We start from the raw sequence: 17,298 nt of genomic DNA on the forward strand, positions 1-17,298 counted from the left end.
GGTCGGCGGCCGGTGACGGCCAGGCTGGCCGCTGAACGGCCGGGTCAGGTGGCGCATGGCGGGCTCCTGTCGGAGGCGCCGCCGGCGGTCGCACCGACGCGGGACGGCGTGCGGGCGGCACGGCCACCGGCGACAGCGGGGTGGCGGTGTGACCATGGGTCGTGGAAGCGCTCCCATGGATACGCGACAATGTAATGGGCGGGCCGTCGGTTGGGAAGCCTGCCGGCTGGAGCCGAGCCACGGGGGCCACTTCCGTACTCGCGGGTAACCACTACGGACCATTTCACACCATCGAAATATACCGATTGATGCTTGATGTTTTGGCAGCTCACGGCGGGCGCTTCTAAAAAGATCCTCGCGCTGCTCGGATGCGTCGGCGGCCAGCCAGACAAACGTACTGTTGCTGACCCACTACCGGGCGCGAGACAGTACCGGTCACCAGCGGTGCCGTCGACGCCGCCGCTCCCCGGTCAACCCTGAGGAGAAGCGATGGCACTACGACTCGCCGACGGCACCGCGTGGACCGACATCCTGGCCCGCGCGGTGGCCGTCACCCCGGAGGCGTTCGGCCCCGAGGTCGACGGGGTCACCACCCTGCACAACCTGGTCGAGGGCGAATGGCGGGCGGTCGGCCAGCCCGCCGCGGTCCGCACCCCGGTCGACAACACCGTCCTGGTCAACCTGCGTCGACTCGACGCCGACACCGCCCGGGCGGCCGTCGGGCACGCCGCGACCGCGCACCGGGCCTGGGCCCAGACCTCGCTGTCCGACCGCAGGGCCCGGGTCGCCGACGCGCTCGACGCGCTCACCGCGCACCGGGACCTGCTGGCGTTGCTGCTGATCTGGGAGATCGGCAAGCCGTGGCGGCTGGCCTGCGCCGACGTGGACCGGGCGCTCGACGGCGTGCGCTGGTACGCGGGCGAGATCGACCGGATGCTCGCCGACGGCCGCGAGCCGCTGCCCGGCCCGGTCAGCAACATCGCATCCTGGAACTACCCGATGAGCGTCCTGGTGCACGCCGAGCTGGTGCAACTGCTCGCCGGCAACGCGGTCATCGCCAAGACCCCGTCCCAGGGCGGCGCGGTCTGCCTGACCGTCGTGCACGCGCTGATGCGCCGGGCCGGGCTGCCCGCCACCCTCGTCTCCGGCGGCGGCGAGGAGCTGTCCGAGGTGCTGGTCCGGGCGCCCGAGATCGGCGCGGTGGCGTTCGTCGGCGGACGCTCCAACGGTGGCAAGGTCGCCGCCGCGCTGCTCGACAGCGACAAGCGGCACTTCATCGAGCAGGAGGGGCTGAACGCCTGGGGGATCTGGAACTTCTCCCAGTGGGACCTGCTCGCCACCCACCTGAGGAAGGGCTTCGAGTACGGCAAGCAGCGGTGCACCGCGTACCCCCGGTTCGTGGTGCAGCGCGACCTGGTCGACGAGTTCCTCGGCATGTACCTGCCGGTGGTCTCCTCGATCCGATGTGGGCATCCCCTTGCGGTCGAGGAGAGCTGGACGCCCGGTGACCCGCTGCCAGAGCTGGACTACGGGCCGCTGATCAGCGCCGCCAAGGCCGACGAGCTGCGCCGCAAGGTGGACGAGGCGGTTCGCGGCGGCGCGGTGCCACTGCACCGGGGCAAGCTCACCGGCGCGCCGTTCCTGCCCGGGCAGGACACCTCGGCGTACGTCGCGCCGTCGGTGTTGCTCGCCCCACCCGGCCGGTCCCGGCTGATGCACGCCGAGCCGTTCGGGCCGGTCGACACGATCGTCGTGGTGGACACCACCGACGAGCTGCTGGCCGCCATGAACGCCTCCAACGGCGCGCTGGTGGCCTCGCTGGCCTGCGACGACACCGACGAGGCCGGCAAGCTCGCGGTAGACCTCCAGGCGTTCAAGGTGGGCATCAACAAGCCACGCTCGCGCGGTGACCGGGACGAGCCGTTCGGCGGCCGGGGCGCCTCCTGGAAGGGCGCGTTCGTCGGCGGCGACCTGCTGGTGCACGCCGTCACCGTGGGCGGCGACGGCCGGCTCTACGGCAACTTCCCCGACTACACCAGCTACCCCACCACCTGAGCGGCGGCGGACGGAGGGGCGCCGGCTACCCGTCCGGCGCGCAGCTGGCGCCCTCCCCTTCCAGCTGACTACGGCAGCGCCGGGCGTCCACAATGGCGGCCAGCTCGACCACTGCCTGCGCCCGCGCGTACTCCGCCGGGGTGAAGTCGGGCGCGGCCCGGCGCAGCGCGAACGAGCCGCCCGCCGGGTCGGCCAGCACCATGCCGGTGCCGGTGATTCCCGCTCGGACGTCGGTCGACGCGGGCCGCCAGCTGACCACGTCGGCGCCGAGCAGGTCCTGCAACACCTCGGCCGTCGCGTCCGGGTCACGCACCAGCCGGTTGGCCAGCCCGAGCATCCGGGTGGGTTGGTCGACCAGACCGCGCGCCTCGCTGCGCGCCACCCAGCAGTCCCGGCCCCGCCCCCGCTCGACGGCGGCGACCAGCTCGGCCTCGTCCAGCGCGTCCGGCGCGTCGACCAGGAAGTCGTCCACCGCGCCCTGCTCGGTGGGCTGCACCTGCACCGTCAGGATGTTGACCCCGCGCAGCGCGAGGCTCGCGGTGAGCACCGACAGGTAACCCGGCCGGTCGTCCACCGTCGCCCGGATCCGCCACAACGTCATGGTTGGCTCCCTTCGCCGGTAAGAGCCTCACCCCGGCCTGTTGCCGCCCGGTTGCCCGGCGGTGTCGGCCCGGGAACTCCTCGGGCCGTTCAGGGGCCGGCGACCACCGGCGGCGCGCCGACCAGGTCCAGTCGGTCACCGAGGATCACCGTGCAGGCCCGGACGAGCTGGCTGAGCCGATCCACCTCGGTGCTGTGGAACGCCGCGGCGGAGAGGGCTTCGCTGCGGTCGCGGGCCACCACCAGCACCAGGCCCGCCCGGCCGAACGGCGCGATCGCGTGGTGGGTGCCGTCGGGGGTGGTCATGGACCGACCGCGCAGGGGGGTCACCTCCGGCAACCGCGCGGGTACCGGAGCACGCCAGCTCGCGTGCCCCACGGTGGCTCCGCCACCCCCGTTGCGCGAGGCCCAGTCCACGGGCACCACGGCGGCGACGGCCCAGTCGGCGGCCAGCAGCCCGGGTACCGCGTCGACCAGGGTGGCCAACCCGTCGGCCGGGTTGGCCGCGACCTGGGCCAGCAACTCCGCGTCCTGACCGGTGGTGGTGGGCGCGCCGATCGCCCGCCACACACCGTCCACCCGTACGCCCGGGATCGCCGCGAGACCGGCCAGCAGCCGCTCCACCCGCGCCGCGCCCGGCCAGACCACAGTGAAGTCGTCCACCGCCCGCCCGCCGAGTCGTTCGAGCACCACCACCTGGACGATGTCCGCCCCGGAGACGCCCAACGTGCGGGCGACCTGGCCGAGGGTGCCCGGACGGTCCGGCAGGGTGACCCGAACTCGCAGCAACATGTCTGTCCCTCCGCTCGGCGGGCCGGCGACAGAGCGACCGGCAGGCTGGAACCCAGCCTGCCGGTTGACCATTTCATCCCTGTTGCAGGGGCATGTCCCGAGCGCAAAATCTGGCCTTGACAACATGAACGGGCTGCCATCAACTAGTCGGATGACTGATCCGGCCGTCGCTGCGTCGCGGCCGGCGGCCGTCCCGGGTTCCCCGGCGGGTCTGGACCTGGACCGACTCGCCGGCTATCTGGCCCAGCACCGACCCGAGCTGGCCATCGAGCCGCTGCGCGCCCAGCTGATCGCGGGTGGCAAGTCCAACCTCACCTACCTGCTACGCGCCGGCGGCCGTGAGGTCGTGCTGCGCCGCCCCCCGCTGGGGCACGTGCTGGCGACCGCGCACGACATGGGCCGCGAGTTCCGGGTCATCTCGGCGCTGGCCCCGACCGAGGTGCCGGTCCCGGGCGCGCTGCTGCTCTGCACCGACCCGGAGGTGATCGGCGCGCCGTTCTACCTGATGGAGCGGATGCCCGGCGAGGTGTTCCGCACCCGGGCGCAGACCGACCCGCTGGGCGACGAGCGCCGCCGGGCTCTCGCGTGCGCGATGATGGACACCCTCGCCGCGCTGCACAGCGTCGAACCGGCCACTGTCGGTCTGGCCGACTTCGGCCGCCCCGAGGGCTACCTGGCCCGGCAGGTCCGCCGCTGGGGCGGCCAGCTCGACCGCTCCCGCAGCCGCGACCTGCCCGGCATCGACGAGCTGCGTGACCTGCTCGCCGCGACCGCACCGGAGGGCGCGAACGCCGGCCGGATCGTGCACGGCGACTACCGGCTGGACAACCTCCTCGCCTCGGCCGACCCGGTGGCCGTGCACGCCGTCCTCGACTGGGAGATGGCCACCCTCGGCGATCCCCTCGCCGACCTGGGGCTGCTGCTGACCTACTGGGACGTGCTGGGCGGCAGCGAGACGGCCGACGGCAACCCGGTCGCCGACGGGCTCGGCCCGCGCGCCGGCTTCCCCACCGGCGCCGAGCTGATCGACAGGTACGCCGGGCGCAGCGAGGTGGACGTCGGGCCGCTGCACTGGCACGTGGCGTTGGGTTGTTTCAAACTCGCGGTCATCTGCGAGGGCATCCACTACCGGCACACGCTCGGGCAGACCCTCGGCGCGGGCTTCGACCGGATCGGCGAGATGGTGGCACCGCTGGTCGCGCACGGGCTGACCGCCGCCAGGGAGCGGTGATGGACTTCTCATACGACAGCCGGACCGAGGAGCTGCGCGACCAGCTGACCCGGTTCCTGACCGAGCACGTCTATCCGGCCGAGGCCGTGCACGCCGAGCAGGTGGCCGCCGGTGACCCGTGGTCGCGTACCCCGGTGTTGGCCGAGCTGAAGGCGGAGGCCCGCAAGCGCGGCCTGTGGAACCTCTTCCTGCCCGACCCACGCTACGGCGCCGGACTGACCAACCTCCAGTACGCGCCGCTGGCCGAGCTGACCGGGCGCAGTCCGCACCTCGCGCCGGAGGCGGTCAACTGCGCGGCACCGGACACCGGCAACATGGAGCTGCTGGCCGAGTTCGGCTCGGAGGCGCAACGGCAGCGCTGGCTGATGCCGCTGCTGGAGGGGGAGATCCGCTCCGCGTTCTGCATGACCGAGCCGGAGGTGGCGTCCTCCGACGCCACGAACATCGCCACCCGGATCACCCGGGACGGCGACGAGTACGTGATCAACGGACGCAAGTGGTGGTCGTCCGGCGCGATGGACCCGCGCTGCGAGATCTTCATCGTGATGGGCAAGACCGACCCGGAGGCCGACCGGCACCGCCAGCAGAGCATGGTGCTCGTCCCCCGGGACACCCCCGGGGTGCAGGTCCGCCGGGGGATGACAGTCTTCGGCTACACCGACGGGTCCCACGGTGGGCACGCCGAGATCGACTTCACCGACGTCCGGGTGCCGGCGGAGAACCTGATCGGCGCCGAGGGCGGCGGCTTCGCCATCGCGCAGGCCCGGCTCGGTCCGGGCCGGATCCACCACTGCATGCGCTTGATCGGAATGGCTGAGCGGGCATTGGAGCTGCTCTGCAAGCGGGCGCTCGGGCGGGTCGCCTTCGGCCGGCCCCTCGCGGAGCAGGGCGTGGTCCGGGAGTGGATCGCCGAGTCGCGGGTCCGCATCGAGCAGGCCCGGCTGCTGGTGCTCAAGACGGCCTGGCTGATGGACACCGTCGGCAACAGGGGCGCGCACACCGAGATCCAGGCCATCAAGATCGGCACGCCGGCGATGGCGGAGTGGGTGATCGACAAGGCCATCCAGGGGTACGGCGGCGCCGGCGTCAGCCAGGACACCCCGCTGGCCGCCCTCTGGGCGCAGACCCGCACCCTGCGCCTGGCCGACGGTCCCGACGAGGTCCACCGCAACTCGCTCGCCAAGCGCGAACTCCGCCGCTGGGCCCCCACCCCGACCTGACCGCCAGCCGGCGGGAGGGCCGGGTCAGGCGGAGGCGCGGTGGATCAGTTGGGTGTCCAGGACGATGTGCGGGGCGGGGAGATCCTCGCCCCGGATCCGGGCGACCAGCAGGCGGGCCATCTGTCGGCCCATCTCCTCCACCGGCTGGAAGACGGTGGTCAGCGGCGGGTCCGCCTGCACGGCGATCGTCGCGTCGTCGAAGCCGATCACCGCGACGTCCTCCGGCACGCGTCGGCCGGCCTCGCGCAGGGTCCGCAGCGCCCCGAACGCCATCAGGTCGACGCGACGAAGACCGCGTCCAGGTCCGGGCAGGCGTCCAGCAACCGGCTCATGGCGGCGGCGCCGCTGCCCTCGCTGAAGTCGCCGTACGCGATCAGGTCGGGGTTGACGCCCACGCCGGTGGCCTTGACCGCCTCGGTGTAACCGGTCAGCCGGGCCAGGCCGACGCCCATGTCCTGCGTTCCGGCGATGGTGGCGATGCGCCGCCGCCCCTGCCTCGCCAGGTACTCCACCGCCTGTCGGGCGCCGCCGGCGTTGTCCACGTCGACGAACCACGCCGGCTGGGCGCCGGGTTGCAGCATCCGGGCCGGCCGACCGCCGAGCACGGCGGGCAGCCCGCGCTCCTCCAGCAGCGTCGGCAGCGGGTCGGAGTCGTGCAACGACAGCAGCAGTACGCCGTCGACGTGCTGGTTGGTCAGGTGGTGCTCGACCCGCTCCCGCTCGACAGGCGACTGCGCCATGGCCAGCCAGAGCTGCATCGGCGTCTCCAGCAGCCCGGAGCTGATCCCCCGCACGATCGCGGCGAAGAACGGCTCGGTGAAGACCCGCTCGCCGGATTCGGACACCACCAGCGCCACGGAGTCGGTCCGCTGGGTCACCAGCGCGCGGGCGGCCCGGTTCGGCACGTACCCCAGCTCGGCGATGGCCTGTTGGACCGCGGCCCGGGCCTCCGGGCTGACCTGCGGCGAGCCGTTGACCACGCGGGAGACCGTGCCCCGGCCGACGCCGGCACGCGCCGCGACCGCGTCGAGGGTTGGCGCCCAAGCGACCGGGTGCGCTGCGTTGTCATCGTCTGCTCCTCCGACGGCGGGCGGACCCGGCGCCACCTGCGTGAGGTGGACGCCAGGACCGTCCTGATGGCTGGCCCGAGCCTATTGTGCGGCCAGACCATTGCGCCGGATCACCGAGGCGTACCACTTGGCGCTGGACTTGGGGGTACGGACCTGGCTGTCATAGTCGATGTGGATCATGCCGAACCGCTTGGTGTAACCCCAGGCCCATTCGAAATTATCCATCAACGACCAGGCAAAGTATCCCCGCAGGGGCACCCCGGCGTCGATCGCCTCGTGCGCGGCCCGCAGGTGTGCCTCGAAGTAGGCCAACCGGTCGACGTCGTCGACCTCGCCGTCGATCACGGTGTCGACGAACGCGGAGCCGTTCTCGGTGACGTACAGCGGCAGATCGGTGTACCCGTGCACCCGGCGCAGCGTCTCGAGCAGGCCCGGAGCGTCGATCTCCCAGCCCATGTCGGTGACCGGGACACCCCGGGTGACGAACCGGACATCCTCGCTGCCCGGCCAGCACGAGGGTGCCGGCTCGGCCGCGTCACCGTCGGTCGGCGCGGCGACCACGTGCCGGCTGTAGTAGTTGACGCCGACCAGGTCCAGCGGCGTGGAGATGGTCGCCAGGTCGCCGTCGCGCACGTGGTCGAAGTCGGTGACCGTGCGGAGGTCGGCCACCAGGTCCGCCGGGTACGACCCGCGCAGCAGCGGGTCCAGGAAGAACCGGTTGGCCAGGCCGTCGATCCGCCGGGCGGCGTCGGAGTCGGCGGGGCTGTCGCTGGCCGGGTCGACCGGGTAGAGGTTGACCGTCACGCCCACCTCGGCGGTCGGCCGAGCGGCCCGCAGCGCCTGCACGGACAGGCCGTGCCCGAGCATCAGGTGGTGCCCGGCGCGCACCGCGTCCGCCCCGTTGGCGCGGCCGGGGGCGTGCACCCCGGAGCCGTAACCGAGGAACGCGGAGCACCACGGCTCGTTCAGCGTGGTCCAGTAGCGCACCCGGTCACCGAGCGCGTCGGCCACCAGCGTGGTGTAGTCGGCGAAGCGGGCCGCGGTGTCCCGGGCCGGCCAGCCGCCGGCGTCCTCCAGCGGCTGCGGCAGATCCCAGTGGTAGAGCGTCAGCCACGGCTCGATGCCGTTGGCCAGCAGCTCGTCGACCAGTCGCCGGTAGAAGTCCAGGCCCCGCGGGTTGGCCGCGCCGGTGCCGCCGGGTTGCACCCGGGACCAGGAGACCGAGAACCGGTACGACTTCAGGCCCAGCTCGGCCATCAACGCGACGTCCTCGCCGAGCCGGTGGTAGTGGTCGCAGGCCACGTCGCCGGTGTGCCCGGCGACGACCCGACCCTCGGTGTGGCTGAAGGTGTCCCAGATCGACGGGGTGCGGCCGTCCACGGCCGCCGCCCCCTCGATCTGGTACGCCGCCGTCGCGGCCCCCCAGAGGAATCCGGGCGGAAAGGTCAGCCCGGGCCGCTCGTCGAGGACGTCGACGGCGGGTGGGCTGGCGGGGTTGCTCACGACTTGACGGCACCTTCCATGATCCCGCCGATGATCTGGCGGCCGAACACGAGGAAAACGAGCACCAGGGGGATGGTTCCGATCGCCGTGGCGGCGAACACCTGGGAGTAGTCGGTGTAGTAGGCGTACGAGAGGAAGGAGAGCGAGACCTGGAGGGTCGGGTTCTCCGGGGTGAGGATGGCGTACGGCCAGATGAACGAGTTCCAGGTCTCCATGAAGGTCAGCAGACCGAGCACGCCGGCGGCGGGACGCAGCGCGGGCAGCACGATGCTCCAGTAGATCCGGAACGTGCTCGCCCCGTCGACCCGGCCGGCCTCGATCAGCTCGTCGGAGATGGCCTGGCTGGCGTACTGCCGCATCATGAACACGCCGAAGGCGCTGACCAGGAACGGCACGGTGACCGCGTAGAGGGTGTCGTACCACCCCAGGTCCTGCATCATGGACCAGAGCGGGATGAGGCCCATCTGGGTTGGGATCATCATGGTGACGATGATCGCCAGCAGCAGGGCGTTGCTGCCCCGGAACTTCAGCTTGGCGAAGGCGAACCCGGCCAGTGAACCGGTGAGCACCACCGACAGGGTGACCACCGAGGAGACGATGATCGAGTTCATCATGCCGGTGAGGAAGTTGGCGGCGTCGTTGTCGAGCACCCGCCCGAAGTTGTCACCGAACGCTCCGCCGGGGGTCAGCGGCGGCGGAACGTCGTTGATGGAGTCCAGGCTGCGACTGCCGATCACCAGCATGTAGTAGAACGGGTAGATCGACAGCAGCGCCGCGAGGACGAGCGCCACGTAGGTCAGCGGACTGGTGCGCCACAGGCGCTGGGAAGCCGAGATCATCGATCTCTCCTCACTTCGCCGAGCGGCGGACGAGTAGGAAGTTGACCAGCGACACCACGACGATGATCATGAAGATCGCCCAGGCGACCGCGGCTCCGTAGCCGGCGGTGTTCAGGTTCGCGATGCCCATTTCGTACATGTACATGGCCAGCGTCTGGAACTCCCGCTGACTGCCGCCGAGAATGTTGCCGTTGGCGAAGAGCAGGGGCTCGGTGAAGAGCTGCATGCCGCCGATCGTGGACAGGATGACCACGAAGGTGAAGGTGGGCTTCAGCATGGGCAGGGTGATCTGCCAGAACTGCCGCCACGGGCCGGCGCCGTCGATCTCCGCGGCCTCGTAGAGGTCCTTCGGGATCGCCTGCATGCCGGCGAGCAGGATCAGGGTGTTGTACCCGGTCCACCGCCAGTTGACCATCGAGGAGATGGCGAACCAGGAACTCCACCGCTGTCCGTCCCAGTCGACCGGGTCGACACCGACGAGGCCGAGTAGCCAGTTGAACAGGCCGAACTCCCGCTGGAACAGCATCCCGAAGACGATCGCGACAGCGGCCACCGAGACCACGTTCGGCATGAAGATGGCCATCCGGAAGAAGGTCTTGGCACGCAGGAAGGTCCGGTTGAGCAGGTTCGCCAGGAAGAGGGCGAGCAACAGCTGCGGGATGGTCGACAGGGCGAAGATGCCGAACGTGTTGACCAGCGCGTTCCAGAAGTACTCGTCGGAGAAGAGCCGGGTGTAGTTGTCGAAGCCGATGAACGAGTGATCGCCGATCATGTCCCAGTCGTGCAGCGACATCCAGGCGGTACGCACCATCGGGTACAGCCCGAAAGCGCCGAAGATCAGGAAGAACGGGGCGATGTAGAGGTACGGCGAGTACTTGACATCGAGACGGTTGAGTAATCTTCCCCGGCTACGTCGGGAAGAGACGTCGGGAGAAGGCGGTGCTGCTGGCGACGGCGGTGCCGTCGTGGCCGACAGGCTCATGCGAATTTCCTTTCCGGCGAGGCCCGGGGGCCCTCGCGCAGGGCGCTACGCGGAGGGGACCGGCCGGTGGCGTCCGGGAAGCCCCGAACGCCACCGGCAGGGAATCACTCAGAAGGCACCCTGAGTCTTGGCGTCCTTCGTGAACTGCTCCCAGGCCTTCGCCTTGTCGGCCTGCCCGCTCTCGAACGCCCGCAGGGCCGGCTCGAGCGCGTTCTCCTTGACCGCCTGGTGCTTCGGGCCCAGGTAGGTCGGCTGGATCTTGGCGACGCTCTCCCCGAAGATCTTGCCGGTCGGCGCGTTGCTGAAGTACTCGTTGGTGTAGCCGATGAACGCCTCGTTCTTCAGCGCCTCCAGGTTCGTGGGCAGCGGGCCCTTGGCCTTGAAGGCCTCCACCTGGCTCTTCGCGTTGGTCAGGTACTCGGCGAGCTTCGCCGCCTCCTTCGGGTACTTGCTCTGCGCCGGAACCGCGAGCCACGAGCCGCCCCAGTTACCGCCGCCGCCCGGCACGGACGCGACATCCCACTTGCCCTTGTTGGCCGGGCCGGAGTTCTCCGAGACGATGCCGAGCATCCAGGACGGGCAGAAGGTGGCCGCGAAGGTGCCCTGCTTGAAGCCACCCGACCACTCCGGCGACCAGGTCTGTGCCTTGGCGGAGATGTCCGCCATCGAGGTGGCGGTGTCCCAGGCGTTCTTCACCGCGGGGCTGGTGTCCGCGATGATGTTGTCTTCCTTGTCGTAGAACAGATCACCGTTGCCCTGGAACATCACGCCGTTGGAGACGGCGGTGATCGAGTCGATGAACGCCTTGCCGCCGCTGCCCTGCTTGTACTTCAGACCGGCGTCGTGGAAGCCCTTCCAGTCCGGCCAGAGCGCCGACACCTGGTCGCGCTCGGTGGGCAGACCGGCAGCCTGGAACAGGTCCTTGCGGTAGCAGACGGCGAGGCTGCCGACGTCGGTCGGCAGGCCGATCAGCCGACCGTCCTGCGCCTTGCCCAGCTCCCACTTCCAGGGCAGGAACTCCTTGGAGTGGTCGGCGACCAACGGGGTGAGGTCGGCCCAGTTGCGCGCGTTGGGCTTGAACTCGTTGAGGATGCCCTCCTCCAGGGCGGTGACGTCCGCCGCGCCCTTGCCGGTAGCCAGGTAGCGGACCAGCTTCGGCCGGTACTCGGCGAGCTGCGCGGTCTTGCGCAGCTCGACCTTGATGCCGGTGTCCTTCTCGTACTGCTTGACGAGCTCTTCGTAGCCGAACTCGCCGAAGGTGTCGACGACCAGCTTGGCCGGCTTCTCGCCGGCCGCCGGCTTGTCGTCGTCGTTGCCGCAGGCTGCGAGACCGCCGATTGCGGTGATCGCGGCCAGGGCAGCGGCCGCCAGGCGGGTACGCCGCGTGGTGACGCTCATTCGCTGACCCCTCTTTCCGGTGGTGAGGCTGATGTGTGTGGTGGGGGGTGTTGATCGCTCCGGCCGGGGGGATCCGTGCGTGACCCACGCCACCTCGGGAGCGCTCCCATGAGATTGCCGGCGGGTACCGGGAGTGTCAATAGGACGATGGGAGCGTTCCCAGATCGTTACGCCGATCGACTCCACCGCCCCGCACCTGGTGATCAAGGGATTTCGGGCCGGAACCGAGGCCCTGACGCGATCAACGCGGCGAGGCGTCTCTGGCGGGGTTCAGCAGAAGCGGCGCAGCAGGGTGGTGGCGCGGTGCGGGTCGAAGCGGGACGGGTCGAAGGCGGGGCCCGCCCAGTCGCGCAGCAGCGCGTGCCGCGGGTCGACGAGGTCCGCGTCGGCAGCCCGGTCGGCCAGCGCCGCCAGGAGCTCCTGGTAACCCAGCGGCCCGCCGATCCCCTCCGGCGGGCAGGCCCGCTCGCCGGCCAGACAGACCGGGTACCGCTCGTCGGGGTCCACTGTCACCGCGTCCTCCACGACCAGGTCGTGCTCCCACCAGTCGCCGAAGTCGTACGTGTAGGAGAACCGGCTGCCCTTGCCGAGCACCGCGTCCAGCCGGACGTCCAACTCGTCGTGCAGCGCCAACTCGCCGTCCGGGTCGGGCTCGCCGTACTGCCCGGCGTCGATCTCGAACGAGTGCAGGTGGCAGTCCCGCCACCCCATCGCGTGCTGCACCACCCGGTGCAGTCGGTCCAGCGTGTAGCCGGCCGGCACCAGCACCCGGCGCCACACCGGTGGCCGGACGCCGGCGAGGGACATCTTCAGCTGGAAGATCTGACGCGGCATGCTGTCCTACCCTCCCGCGGCTTAGGCTGCGAGCATGATCTGCCGAGCGTGCCGGGCCCGGCGACACGACGACTGCCCGGGCCGGAACTGGTGCGACTGCCAGCACCGTACCGCCCCACCGACCCCTCCGGTCACCGGTCCGGCCGGCGAATGAGCGTCGGAATCCCGATCCGACGGCTCTTTCCGCAGCCGTCGACGCAGCCGCTGGACGACGCCGCGCTCACCGCCCTCTACGGCCGCGCCGACGGGCCCCGGCTGCGGGTCAACTTCGTCACCAGCCTGGATGGCGCGGTCACCGTGGACGGCTACTCGGCCGGGCTCTCCGGCGAGCCGGACAAGCGGGTGTTCGGCCTGCTCCGGATGCTCTGCGACGCCCTGGTGGTGGCCGCCGGCACGCTTCGCCACGAGGGGTACCGGGCGGTCCGCCTCGACGAACGTCGGCGCGCCTGGCGTCGCGATCACGGGCTGGCCGAGTACCCGACGCTGGTGGTCGTCTCCGGCTCGCTCGACCTGGACCCGACGCAGGCCGCCTTCGCCGACGCGCCGACCCGCCCGATCGTGCTCACCCACGCCGACGCCGCGCCGCCGCCCGGCCTGACCGACGTCGCCGACCTGGTGCGCTGCGACATCGAGCGGATCGACCTGGCCGCCGGCCTCGCCGAGCTGCACCGGCGGGGCCTGACCCAACTGCTCTGCGAGGGTGGCCCGCAGCTGTTCGGCGCGCTCACCGCCGCCGACCTGGTGGACGAGCTGTGTCTGACCGTCGCGCCGCTGCTCGCCGGACCCGGCCCGGGCCGGATCACCGCCGGTACCCCCGTGCCACCCCGACACCTGCCGCTGCGGCACGTGCTCGCCGCCGAGGACGGCGTCCTCCTGCTCCGCCACGCCCGCCGGTAACCGGCGGTCGTCCGGTCGCACACCCACCGTCGCCGGTGTGACGACGCATGGTGTCGTCCGCCGCGTCGCGTGGCGACCTGTCGTACTCCTCGGGCAGGATGCACTGCATGCGCGCCGACCGTGATGCCCGACCGACCCGCTTCGCCCGATGACCGACGCCGACCTCGACACGCCGGGCGAGGCGGTCGGGCGGGTGCTGGGCACCGCCGACGCCACCCCGTTGCAGTTCTGGACGGCCGTGGCGCCCGGCAGCTACCTCCAGCTCGACGACGTGGTGGTCACCCGACGGGAGCTGCCCGACCGCGAGCCGGTGACGATCGCCGGGGTGGTCACCCAGGTCCGCGCTCGGCACGAGGGCGCCCAGTTCGACTCCGACGTGTTCGCCATCGCCGACGGCACCCTGCCGGCGCAGGTGCAGGAGGCGGCCGAGGTCACCACCACCCGGGTCGATCCGGAGCTCTACGTGCCGCCCACCCCGGGCGCGGTGGTGCACCGGGCCGAGGGCGACGCCCGGGCCCGCGCGCTGCACTTCGACCGAATGGAGCGGCGCATCCCGATGGGGATGGGGCGCGACGGGGTGCCGGTCTACCTCAACGCCGACTTCCTCGACGGCAGCCGGGGCGCGCACGTCTCCATCTCCGGCATCTCCGGGGTGGCCACCAAGACCAGCTTCGCCACCTTCCTGCTCTACTCGGTCTTCCGCTCCGGGGTGCTGGGCGGCGACGCGGTCAACGCCAAGGCGCTGATCTTCAACGTCAAGGGCGAGGACCTGCTCTTCCTCGACCACCCCAACACCCGCCTCGACGAGCCCACCCGGGCGGCGTACGCGAAGCTCGGCCTGACCGCCGGGGCCTTCCCCGACGTCCGGGTGTACGCGCCGCCCCGGGTGGGTGACGCGGCCGGCACGCCGGATGTGAGCAGCCGACTGACCGGGGTGGACTCCTTCTACTGGACGTTGAGCGAGTTCTGCGCCGACCGGCTGCTGCCATACGTCTTCGCCGACGCCGACGACGAGCGCCAGCAGTACACGATGGTGGTCCACTCGGTGGCCGCGCACCTGGCCCGCTACGCCCAGCCTGCCGACGGCGGGGTGAGCATCGACGGGGTCCGGCTCGGCTCCTACGGCGATCTGGTCGACCACATCGTCGACCAGCTCAACGACGACGAGACCCGCTCGGACTGGGCGGGCAGCGCGGTGGGTCTGGGCACCGTCAACGCGTTCGCCCGGCGGTTGATCGGCAGTAAGAAGGACCTCGCCCGGCTGATTCGCGGTGATCTCGCGGCCCGCCGCCCGCACTCCATCAACACCAGCGAGTCGGCCCAGGTCACGGTGGTCGACCTGCACAACCTGCCGGACCGCGCGCAGCGGTTCGTGGTCGGTGTGACGCTGAAGAGCGAATTCGAGCGCAAGGAGAAGTCCGGCACCGCCAAGCCGCTGCTCTTCGTCGTCCTGGACGAGCTCAACAAGTACGCCCCGCGGGAGGGTTCCTCGCCGATCAAGGAGGTCCTGCTGGACATCGCCGAGCGGGGTCGCTCGCTCGGGGTGATCCTGATCGGCGCGCAGCAGACGGCGAGCGAGGTGGAGCGGCGGATCGTCACCAACTCGGCGATCCGGGTGGTCGGCCGACTCGACCCGGCCGAGGCGTCCCGCCCGGAGTACGGTTTCCTCCCACCCGCGCAGCGCCAGCGGGCGCTGCTGGCCAAGCCGGGCACCATGTTCGTCAACCAGCCGGACATCCCGGTGCCGCTCTGCCTGGAGTTCCCGTTCCCGGCCTGGGCCACCCGGGTCTCCGAGGCGGGCCGGGCACCATCGGAGACGCTGCGCTCGATCACCCAGTCCGCCGACCCGTTCGCCGTGGTGGGCTCCGGCGGCGGCAGCACCGACGACGACATCCCGTTCTAGCTGAGGGCTGGCACAGCCATGAAGATCCTGCACACCTCCGACTGGCACGTGGGAAAGGTGCTCAAGGGGCAGTCCCGGGCCGAGGAGCACAAGGCCGTGCTGGCCGGGGTGATCGACATCGCCCGCGCCGAGCAGCCGGATCTGGTGATCGTCGCCGGTGACCTCTACGACACCGCCGCGCCCACCTCGGAGGCGACCCGCCTGGTCACCCGGGCGTTGACCGCGCTGCGGCGCACCGGCGCGGACGTGGTCGCCATCGGCGGCAACCACGACAACGGCCCGGCGCTGGACGCGCTGCGTCCGTGGGCCGACGCCGCCGGCATCACGCTGCGCGGCGGGGTGCGGGAAAACCCGGACGAGCACATCATCGACGGCAGCACCGGTGGCGGCGAGCGGTGGCAGTTGGCCGCGCTGCCGTTCCTTTCCCAGCGGTACGCGGTACGCGCGCTGGAGATGTACGAGCTGACCGCCGCCGAGACCAACCAGACGTACGCCGACCACCTGGGTCGGGTGCTGGGGCGACTCACCGAGGGCTTCACCGAACCGGACCGGGTGCACCTGGTCACCGCGCACCTGACGGTGACCGGTGCCGCCGCCGGTGGCGGCGAGCGCGACGCACACACCGTGTTGGGCTACGCCGTGCCGGCCACCGTCTTCCCGGCCACCGCGCACTACGTGGCGCTGGGTCACCTGCACCGGGCGCAGCGGGTCGAGGGCCCCTGCCCGGCGCGTTACAGCGGCAGCCCGCTCGCTGTCGACTTCGGCGAGCAGGAGAACGTCCCCTCGGTGACGCTGGTCGAGGTGACGGCCAGCACCGCCGCCCGGGTGCGGGAGGTGCCGGTGACGGCGGCGAGCGCGCTGCGGACGGTGCGGGGCACCCTGGCCCAGCTCGCCGAGATCGAGGCGCCGGACGCCTGGCTGCGGGTGTTCGTCCGGGAGCAACCCCGCGCCGGTCTGCGCGAGGAGGTGCAGGAGCTGCTCCCCCGGGCGTTGGAGATCCGGATCGACCCGGAGCTGCTGGCCGCGCCGGGCAGCGGCGCGCGCATCGCCCAGCGCTCGGGGCGTTCCCCCCGGGAGTTGTTCGCCGACTACCTGGACAGCCGCGGTCACGCCGACGAGGGCGTCCGGGAGCTCTTCGACGAGCTCTTCGAGGAGGTCGAGCACTGATGCGTCCGATGCGGTTGGACCTGGCCGGGTTCACGGTCTTCCGGGACGAGACCACGATCGACTTCACCGACGCCGACTTCTTCGCCCTGATCGGCCCCACCGGTTCGGGCAAATCGACAGTGCTGGACGCGATCTGTTTCGCCCTCTACGGCACGGTGCCCCGCTGGGGCGGCACCCGGGGGTTGGCCAACGCGCTGGCGCCGTCGGCGACCGAGGCGCGGGTGCGGCTGGTCTTCGAGTCCGGCGGCGCCCGGTACGTGGCGACCCGGGTGGTCCGCCGCGACGGCCGGGGCAACGTCAAGACCGCGAACGCCGGGTTGCAGCTGATGCCGGCCGGGTTCGACGTGACCAAGTTGGACACCGGCCTGAGCCCGGACGATCTCGGCGAGGTGGTGGCCGGCACCCCCGCCGAGATGGAGCAGGCGGTGCTGGAGGCGGTCGGCCTGCCGTACGAGCAGTTCACCAGCTGTGTGGTGCTGCCGCAGGGGCAGTTCGCCGACTTCCTGCACGCCAAGCCGGCGACCCGGCAGCAGATCCTGGTCAACCTGCTGGGCCTCGGTGTCTACGAGGACGTGCAGAAGCGGGCGACGGCCCGGGCGGCCCAGGCGGAGGCCCGACTGGAGGCGGTCGACCAGGTCCTCGCCGGGCTGACCGGGGTGGACGACGAGGCGTTGGCCGAGGCCGACGCCCGGGTCGATCGAATGGCCGAGCTGGCCGCCGCGGTGACCGCCGCGGTCCCGCGGTTGTCGGCGGCCCGGCTCACCGCACGGGAGGCGGCGGCGGCGCTGACCGCTCTCGACGACGAGC

13 protein-coding genes and 2 pseudogenes are annotated in these 17,298 nt (G+C 71.4%); 7 read left to right on the top strand and 8 right to left on the bottom strand.

The features are described 5' to 3' along the window. The first annotated feature begins 489 nt into the window (after positions 1 to 489). Entirely contained in the window at positions 490 to 2,055 is a 1,566-nt protein-coding gene (locus JM949_RS22455) for an aldehyde dehydrogenase family protein (protein WP_203150331.1), read from the top strand. 79 nt (positions 2,056 to 2,134) lie between these two features. Here JM949_RS22455 and JM949_RS22460 read toward each other — a convergent pair. Together JM949_RS22460 and JM949_RS22465 are read right to left on the bottom strand one after the other, a co-directional pair. Further along, positions 2,135 to 2,656: pseudogene (locus tag JM949_RS22460) on the bottom strand (ACT domain-containing protein); the annotation flags it as partial. A gap of 89 nt (positions 2,657 to 2,745) precedes the next feature. Beyond that, positions 2,746 to 3,447 (bottom strand): ACT domain-containing protein, encoded by a 702-nt coding sequence (locus JM949_RS22465; RefSeq protein ID WP_203150332.1) that lies wholly within the window; start codon positions 3,445 to 3,447, stop codon positions 2,746 to 2,748. A gap of 151 nt (positions 3,448 to 3,598) precedes the next feature. Between JM949_RS22465 and JM949_RS22470 the strand changes: the two genes are divergently transcribed. Together JM949_RS22470 and JM949_RS22475 are read left to right on the top strand one after the other, a co-directional pair. After that, positions 3,599 to 4,678 (top strand): phosphotransferase family protein, encoded by a 1,080-nt coding sequence (locus JM949_RS22470; protein WP_203150333.1) that lies wholly within the window; start codon positions 3,599 to 3,601, stop codon positions 4,676 to 4,678. Beyond that, a complete protein-coding gene (locus JM949_RS22475) occupies positions 4,678 to 5,898 on the top strand; it encodes an acyl-CoA dehydrogenase family protein (RefSeq protein WP_203150334.1) in 1,221 nt (406 codons plus the stop codon). The genes JM949_RS22470 and JM949_RS22475 overlap by 1 nt, the downstream gene beginning before the upstream one ends. Before the next feature lie 24 nt (positions 5,899 to 5,922). Here the strand turns inward: JM949_RS22475 and JM949_RS22480 are convergent. The 6 genes and pseudogenes from JM949_RS22480 to JM949_RS22505 form a co-directional block, all read right to left on the bottom strand. Beyond that, positions 5,923 to 6,967, bottom strand: a pseudogene (locus JM949_RS22480) (LacI family DNA-binding transcriptional regulator). Positions 6,968 to 7,049: 82 nt separating this feature from the next. Further along, positions 7,050 to 8,471 (bottom strand): GH1 family beta-glucosidase, encoded by a 1,422-nt coding sequence (locus JM949_RS22485; RefSeq protein WP_203150335.1) that lies wholly within the window; start codon positions 8,469 to 8,471, stop codon positions 7,050 to 7,052. Continuing rightward, entirely contained in the window at positions 8,468 to 9,310 is an 843-nt protein-coding gene (locus JM949_RS22490) for a carbohydrate ABC transporter permease (RefSeq protein ID WP_203150336.1), read from the bottom strand. Before JM949_RS22490 ends, JM949_RS22485 begins: the two co-directional genes overlap by 4 nt. A 10-nt stretch (positions 9,311 to 9,320) precedes the next feature. Further along, positions 9,321 to 10,292: a carbohydrate ABC transporter permease gene (locus JM949_RS22495; RefSeq protein ID WP_203150337.1), complete on the bottom strand. Its 972-nt coding sequence runs from the start codon at positions 10,290 to 10,292 to the stop codon at positions 9,321 to 9,323. Positions 10,293 to 10,400: 108 nt separating this feature from the next. Beyond that, the gene (locus JM949_RS22500) at positions 10,401 to 11,690 is read right to left on the bottom strand and encodes an ABC transporter substrate-binding protein (protein WP_203150338.1); all 1,290 of its coding nucleotides are present in this window, start codon (positions 11,688 to 11,690) and stop codon (positions 10,401 to 10,403) included. Between the two features lie 270 nt (positions 11,691 to 11,960). Beyond that, positions 11,961 to 12,524 carry a plasmid pRiA4b ORF-3 family protein gene (locus JM949_RS22505; protein WP_203150339.1) on the bottom strand — a complete coding sequence of 188 codons (564 nt, stop codon included), beginning with the start codon at positions 12,522 to 12,524 and terminating at the stop codon, positions 11,961 to 11,963. 150 nt (positions 12,525 to 12,674) lie between these two features. Here JM949_RS22505 and JM949_RS22510 point away from each other — a divergent pair, with 150 nt between their 5' ends. From JM949_RS22510 to JM949_RS22525, 4 genes are all read left to right on the top strand, one after another. Beyond that, positions 12,675 to 13,421 (top strand): pyrimidine reductase family protein, encoded by a 747-nt coding sequence (locus JM949_RS22510; protein ID WP_203150340.1) that lies wholly within the window; start codon positions 12,675 to 12,677, stop codon positions 13,419 to 13,421. Between the two features lie 148 nt (positions 13,422 to 13,569). Beyond that, a complete protein-coding gene (locus tag JM949_RS22515) occupies positions 13,570 to 15,324 on the top strand; it encodes an ATP-binding protein (protein ID WP_203150341.1) in 1,755 nt (584 codons plus the stop codon). A gap of 18 nt (positions 15,325 to 15,342) precedes the next feature. After that, positions 15,343 to 16,491, top strand: coding sequence for an exonuclease SbcCD subunit D (locus JM949_RS22520; RefSeq protein ID WP_203150342.1), 1,149 nt, complete (start codon positions 15,343 to 15,345; stop codon positions 16,489 to 16,491). Next, a partial coding sequence (locus JM949_RS22525; RefSeq protein ID WP_203150343.1) for an AAA family ATPase occupies positions 16,491 to 17,298 on the top strand: 808 nt, incomplete at its 3' end. The genes JM949_RS22520 and JM949_RS22525, both read left to right, overlap by 1 nt.

This window comes from Micromonospora tarensis, assembly GCF_016803395.1.
GTDB classification, from domain to species: Bacteria; Actinomycetota; Actinomycetes; order Mycobacteriales; family Micromonosporaceae; genus Micromonospora; species Micromonospora tarensis.